Source organism: Nostoc sp. (genome assembly GCF_036917375.1).
GTDB lineage: Bacteria > Cyanobacteriota > Cyanobacteriia > Cyanobacteriales > Nostocaceae > Nostoc.
This window is the reverse complement of sequence record NZ_JBALDN010000058.1, coordinates 1-6,715: the sequence shown is the minus strand read 5'-3', so window position 1 is coordinate 6,715 and position 6,715 is coordinate 1. Positions and strand designations below refer to the sequence as shown.

5 protein-coding genes are annotated in these 6,715 nt (G+C 40.4%); 1 reads left to right on the top strand and 4 read right to left on the bottom strand.

The window, feature by feature from the left end; all coding sequences use genetic code 11:
- Window positions 1-599 precede the first annotated feature (599 nt).
- From V7K45_RS15745 to V7K45_RS15730, 4 genes are all read right to left on the bottom strand, one after another.
- Complete coding sequence (locus tag V7K45_RS15745; protein ID WP_335004934.1) at window positions 600-1,904, bottom strand: P-loop NTPase fold protein; 1,305 nt, start codon at window positions 1,902-1,904, stop codon at window positions 600-602.
- A gap of 131 nt (window positions 1,905-2,035) precedes the next feature.
- The gene (locus tag V7K45_RS15740) at window positions 2,036-2,266 is read right to left on the bottom strand and encodes a hypothetical protein (protein WP_335004932.1); all 231 of its coding nucleotides are present in this window, start codon (window positions 2,264-2,266) and stop codon (window positions 2,036-2,038) included.
- 295 nt (window positions 2,267-2,561) lie between these two features.
- Window positions 2,562-4,037, bottom strand: a complete 1,476-nt coding sequence (locus tag V7K45_RS15735; RefSeq protein ID WP_335004930.1) for a pentapeptide repeat-containing protein — start codon at window positions 4,035-4,037, stop codon at window positions 2,562-2,564.
- A 251-nt stretch (window positions 4,038-4,288) separates the two neighbouring features.
- The gene (locus tag V7K45_RS15730) at window positions 4,289-4,999 is read right to left on the bottom strand and encodes a pentapeptide repeat-containing protein (protein ID WP_335004928.1); all 711 of its coding nucleotides are present in this window, start codon (window positions 4,997-4,999) and stop codon (window positions 4,289-4,291) included.
- A 278-nt stretch (window positions 5,000-5,277) separates the two neighbouring features.
- On the opposite strand from V7K45_RS15730, the gene V7K45_RS15725 reads away from it, so the two are divergent.
- Window positions 5,278-6,480 (top strand): FAD-dependent oxidoreductase, encoded by a 1,203-nt coding sequence (locus V7K45_RS15725; protein ID WP_335004926.1) that lies wholly within the window; start codon window positions 5,278-5,280, stop codon window positions 6,478-6,480.
- The last annotated feature ends 235 nt before the right edge of the window (window positions 6,481-6,715 follow it).

The window sequence follows — 6,715 nt, the reverse complement described above, 5'->3', positions numbered from 1 at the left end:
TCCCGCACTTGCTGATCTAGCTCCCGCACTTGCTGATCTAGCTCCCGCACTTGCTGATCTAGCTCCCGCACTTGCTGATCTAGCTCCCGCACTTGTCGATCTAGCTCCCGCACTTGTCGATCTAGCTCCCGCACTTGTCGATCTAGCTCCTGCACTTGCTGATCTAGCTCCCGCACTTGACTTATCGCGGTATCTGGAAAACCTCACTTCTATTTCTCTCTTCCTTTAAGGCTACGGTGTACACACAAGTCTGAAATAGCTGAAAAACCCAAGGTTTTACCCCACCCTAACCCTCCCCTTATAAAGGGGAGAGAACTAGATTTCTTGTTTCCCCCTTCCCTTTTCCCTTTACCCTTTAACCTTTCCCCCTTATAAAGGCTACGGTGTACACACAAGTCTGAAATAGCTGAAAAACCCAAGGTTTTACCCCACCCTAACCCTCCCCTTATAAAGGGGAGGGAACTAGATTTCTTGTTTCCCCCTTCCCTTTACCCTTTACCCTTTAACCTTTCCCCCTTATAAAGAGGAGAGAACTAGATTTCTTGTTTCCCCCCTTTATAAGGGGGGATTAAGGGGGGTAATTGTTCATATATGCCGATTTATAACCTAAATTCTTTGGCTTCTGCCAAAATCGGATTAATATCAAACCACGAACCATCCTCATTCCGGTATTCAAATACAAACATACTGCGGAGCAAAAGTTCGTATCTTTCATGACCTCTCAGGTTTTTCTCTTGCGCTACCTCACGTAGTAATTCCCATTCATCAGGCGTAATTGCCAAAGTTAGCTCATTGCGGCGCTGTTTAATCACTCTATTTACGCACTCTTGCGACAAAGGTGGGTCTTCTTGCTGAAGACAGCGAAACAATAACATCAACAAGTTACGCAAATGACCACCGCTCACTTGGCAAAGTCGCTCTAATGTATCAGGACTATCAAAAACCTCAGTAATTAAATTCCGACTTTGTTCCCAACTGACACCAGGAAAAGCCCTCGCCATAACCATCTGTTGCAGCAGTACAATTCCCTGTGAAAATTGCGAACCATCTTGTAATTGCACAGGAACCATTGGCAAAACCTTGGGGTCTACGCCAAAGCGATTTGTTAACCTTCCCAAAGCGTTGGAAAAAATCAACACTAACGGAATGGTATAAACAACATGACAATTTAGCTGGTTTAACTGTTCGCCCCGTTCCACAAAGAGATATTCTGGCTGGTAATGACCGGAAGGTTTCTGAGAGTTATCCACTCTGTCGAGATTATCTATAATTACCACCAGTCCTTTTTTACCCTGCTGCTTGAGTTTTTCTCTAGCAGGCTTGAGCAATTCTTTGTTAATTGATTCTAAAATGCCATTGGTGCGCGGTTCTAAATATTGCCGTAACTGACCGCGAAGTTTAGGGCTATCTTTAGTTTTGGCAGTAATCTTGGCAATACCTACAGATAATTCCGCCTCAACCCCAATATCTAGCGGCGTTTGCAAAAACTCAGAAATTTCCGTAAACAGATTTTTAAAGTATCCTGGTTTGAGGTTAATTTTGATTGCTTCCAGACTTTGACTCACCTCACGAGCTACTGCTAATAAAATATCTGTAACATCAATATCAGCCATATCCAGGCTTTGGCTAGACTCGAAATAAACCACATGAAATCCCTGCTGCTCTAACTCTGCCTTTAGCCGCAGTAATTCAGTGGATTTGCCACAACCGATATGTCCGGTAAACAATTGACAAGTGGGTTGCTCAGGTGAAAGGCGGGTGATAGTTCGCCCAAGTTCTTCAATAATCTTGGCACCACGCACTTTAGAGAAATCAATATAATATTGTCTATCCTCCGGTTTGCTCACGACCAGAGTTTTACTGGGGTTGCAAGCTTGAAAAAACTTGACTAAATCTAGTTTCATCACAAATTACCCGAAATCAGCCTAACGCTCTTGCCCATTTCAGTGATTATACAGACGATAAAGCGGCTATTTCGGAAAAAACTTCTTCAGATTGTGCGATCGCTAGAAGAATGAGTTTAATTCGATCTTGTTCAAGATGCTAAAACTTCTTGTAGTTGTCTGTCTATATCCTCAGCAGTTCGAGAAGGGTGTCTCCTACGGCTTTCTTCTATAATGTCCAGTACAGAACGATGTTTGGGTTCAGTTTTTTCTGGTAAAATCACAAATACATCAACGCTATCGCCTATTTCAGCTTCTGGAATTTCAATTTCTATTTTGTTTCCTGGTAAAACTTTGGTTGTGATACGTAAAGCTGATTGCATGGTTTTTCCCTCAACATTGATTAATACTGTAGGCAAGATTGTTCTCTTCTATATTCTCCTACAAGCTATAGAGGGCAGCACTACTTTCATCTATTTGTTATTTTTTGCTAAATGAATAAATAATCTAATAAATAAAATTAAAACTATAAACAAATTTCTGGCTGGTGTGTGCTGTTATCAGACATAGTTTTCATCTTTTTCATCTTCAGAATTGTTACGGAAACTTTTTGGAAAAACTATAGCATTAAGTGAAAATGGTAGAATGCGCCTAAATAACTAATGATGCTGCGATCGCTTAACCCAATTGCCGCCAATGTGCCGGTGCTTCGATATAATCAGGTAGGCGAGTGGTGCGATCGCCAACTGCCTCTCTAATCTGATGCAACTCTAAGTTTTTCGCTCCTGTCAAAATTGTCCCTTCCAATTTGACATCATTGAGATTAGCTTGTGAAAAGTTAGCTCCCATGAGGTTTGCCTGAGTCAGGTTAGCTTGATAAAATGTTGCTCTATAAAGGTTTGCTCCAATCAGATTAGCCTGATATAGGTCAGCTTCCGTTAAGCTAGCTTCTGAGAGATTGGCAAAATAGACTTCTGTTTGGTGGAGTTTAGCTGCATTCAAATTAGCTCCAGAAAGGTTAGCTCCATTCAAGTTAGCCCCACAGAGGTTAGCACCAATCAAACCCGTTTGCTGCAAGTTGGCTTTACCTAATTTTGCTCCTTGCAAGTTAGCTAAAAACAACTTTGCTCCAGAGAGGTTGGCAGCTTTTAAGGTCGCTTGTTGCAAGTTAGCTTTATAAAGGTTCGCCCCTTGTAAATGAGCTGCACGCAGACTTGCACCAGAGAGGTTGGCTGAACGCAGGTTGGCTCCAGAGAGATTAGTACGATTCAGGTTAGCCCAACAAAGGTTGGCTCCATATAAACTAGCTTTTAGTAATTTTGTTTCATAGAGAATCGACCGAATGAGTTTAGCGCCGCTAAGGTCACATCCACTCAAGTCAGCCCCACGCAAGTCAGCCCCACTCAAATCAGCCCCACGCAGGTCTGCTTGTTGCAGGTTAGTTTTTAGCAGGTCTGCTTGTCTAATGTCGGTGTTACGTAAATCAAGTTTTTGATCTTTTGGGTCTTCGAGTAAATTACGCCTGCCGATAACAGTCAGGGCTGCTTGAATATCGGTGCGTATTTTGGGGAATTCTTCATGGAGATTTTGCTCCAACTGCGGCGTTGGACGCGACCCACTTCTACGCCGACTTGAGTAAACTGCTCCTTGATATTCCGGCTTTTGTTGCTCGCCTTTTACGTGCTGGATGGGTGCATTCTCTCGCACAAAGGCAGTGAGAATTTCCATAATTGTCCAGTGTTCTTGAGGAAAATCCTGAGCAACCCTTTCTAAAGCATAAATTGCACCTGTTCGAGTTTCCACCTTTTCATGGCCAAGCTGGGCAATTGCGCCCATAAAGCGTTCTGCAATCAATCTGTCTTGATTGAGTTTGGCATTTTGCAAGCCAATTTCTAAGTTTTTCTCAGATGCGATCGCACTCTTCTGCATCGCTTGGGCACGCCTTGCTGCATAATAAGTATTAAACATTGCTGCCGATGCGAGAAAAACTATTGCAGTAGTTGTTAAAGCTTGGTTTCTATACTGGATTTTTTCTTGAATTGACAATTCTTTAATATTGGACAAAACAAAGAAAATTACAGTCAACGAGCAGCCAAATACAGCTGTTAAAGTTATCAACCAATTCAAAAGAGCGTCTGTCTTTTTAGAAGACATGGTAAAAATTTTCCTTACAACCTAGAATTATTACTTAGATGTTGAGGAAAAATAGTATAGCATTTAGCAGAAATTTATAATAGGTGTCAAAACACTCATTGAACTAAGGAATTATATCTAATATAATTTTACGTCACACATTAAGAAACGCTTGCGCTACAAAAATTACGAATGAGGAGAGACGCGATTAGTTGCGTCTCTACTAAAGAGTAGGGAAAAATTTTTCAATAAGCAATCAAGCGGATATGATATTACTCAGAGAATTTGGTTTCTCTGAGGTTTGCTTGATCGAGTATGGTGTCATAGAGAATTGCTTCATGCAAGCTAGCTAGATATAAACTGGCATGATGCAGGTTAGCTTTAGAAAGGTTAGCTTTCTCTAGATTAGCTGCACTGAGGATTGCTCCTTCTAAGTTCGCTAGATATAAATTAGCTCCTTCTAGATTAGCTGCACTAAGTATTGCCCCCGCTAGATTAGCTTCTCTAAGATTAGCCCCAGCTAGATTAGCTTGATAGAGATTTATCCGTTGTAGATTCGCCCCTTTCAAGTTTGCTCCTCTGATATCCGTGAAGCTCAAATCTAGTTGTTCATTTACTGGATCTTTGTTTGCATCTCTTCTAGCGATAACAGTCAGCGCGGCTTGAATATCTAAACGAATTTTTGTTGACAGGTGGCTCGTTACTTCCTCTTGGGGCATATAAGGAGCATTTTTTCGTACAAAACTAGTAAGAATATCTACGATCGTCCAATGGTACTGTGGATAGCTATAAGCAATTTGTTCTAAATCATTAATTACAGCTAGACTGATTTCTATAGTGTTATTTTCTAGCTGTTCGCTTGCTATTCTTAAGCGTCGTTTTAGCGACTGATGCTGATTTTGTTTGACTTCTTTCTGGAAAACAGGTATCCGCAGGAATATTTGGGATAGCTGGATGTGACTTTTTGATAAAATGTTTTTCATGGTATTAAAGACATTAATAATTAATGGAAATGAGTTTTAATATCTAATTTTTATTGAATAAATTATTTACGTCTGTTATTGTTTAATACATATTTATTACTGAAATTTATTTATGTAATCAACAAAATAGAAAATATAACTTCCGAGTAAGTAAACATAAGCATACCTACTCTTGCTATTCCCAATAATCAGTTGTATTCACTAGTCTTTAGTCTTCACGGACAAATAACTCTCATCATGATAATTTTGATTTATTTATAATCATTCATTAACTAAAGATGACTATTAAAACTCAGCAAACTATACAACCAATAGTTAAAAATCTGGTGTTAATTGGTGGCGGTCACAGCCATGCTATTGTTATAAAAATGTTCGGTATCAAACCGTTAACAGGAGTACGTTTGATACTGATTACCACAGCATCAGAGACAGCCTACTCTGGGATGTTACCAGGACATATTGCCGGATTTTACAGCCACAATGAATGCCATATTGACTTGCAACCCTTGGCGAACTTTGCTCAAGTACAATTGTATATTGACACAGTAGTTGCCCTTGACTTAAAAAACAACAAAGTTCTTTGTAATAACGGACTTGTGGTAGATTTTGATGTGCTGTCTATTGATATTGGCAGCACTCCGGCCATACTGTCTGTATCAGGTGCGGCAGAATATGCGATCGCAGCTAAACCAGTATCGCAGTTATTAGAGCATTGGTATGAACTAATTGAAGGTGTAAGTAAAAATCCTCAAGAACCAATTAGGATTGCGATCGTAGGTGGTGGCGCTGGCGGTGTAGAATTAGCGCTATCGATGCAATCTCGTTTACATCGGATTTTGCACGAAACTCAACAACCTATTCAAAACCTAGAAATTCATTTATTCCAGCGCGGACAAGAACTGATGCTCAATTATCATCAATCAGTGCGGCATCTACTTCAGCAAATTTTAACTGACCGAGGTATTAAGTTACATTTGGGAGAAACTGTGTGTAAAATTGCACCTAAAACCCATAATGAAGCTAAAAAAGTATTTGAAATTAAATGTGAATCTGGTTTGGCAGTAGAGTGCAATAAGATTTTTTGGGTAACACAAGCATCAGCACCCGAATGGTTAAAAAACGCTGGACTAGGAACTGATGAGCAAGGTTTTATTTTAGTAGAAGACACGTTGCAATCTCAAACGCACCCGCAGGTATTTGCATCTGGTGACATTGCTACAATGGTAAATCATCCGCGTCCGAAAGCTGGGGTATTTGCTGTTAGGCAAGGTAAACCCTTGTTTGAGAATTTACAGCGAATTTTATTAGGCAAGCCGCTCAAACCTTATAAACCACAGAAACAATATTTGAGTTTAATTGGTACAGGAGATAAACGAGCGATCGCAACAAAAGGCATCTTCACTTTACCACCTCACAAACTTTTGTGGCATTACAAAGATTGCATTGACCGCCGCTTCATGGAACGCTTTCGCTTTGAATAATATCATGTCTGGATAATTTAGTTGCGATTCTCACAGTCATTGCACCCCATCCCTTAATTCCCTCCCCGCGAGCCTAAGGTGTACACACAAGTCTGAAATAGCTGATTAACCAAGGTTTTACCCCACCCTAACCCTCCCCTTATAAAGCAATACGGTTCAGTTAAGGCTGAAAAACTGATTAGTGATATGAAATTTAGGAGTTTCAACTCGTTGTCCAGTACCTCTGTGTTTTGGC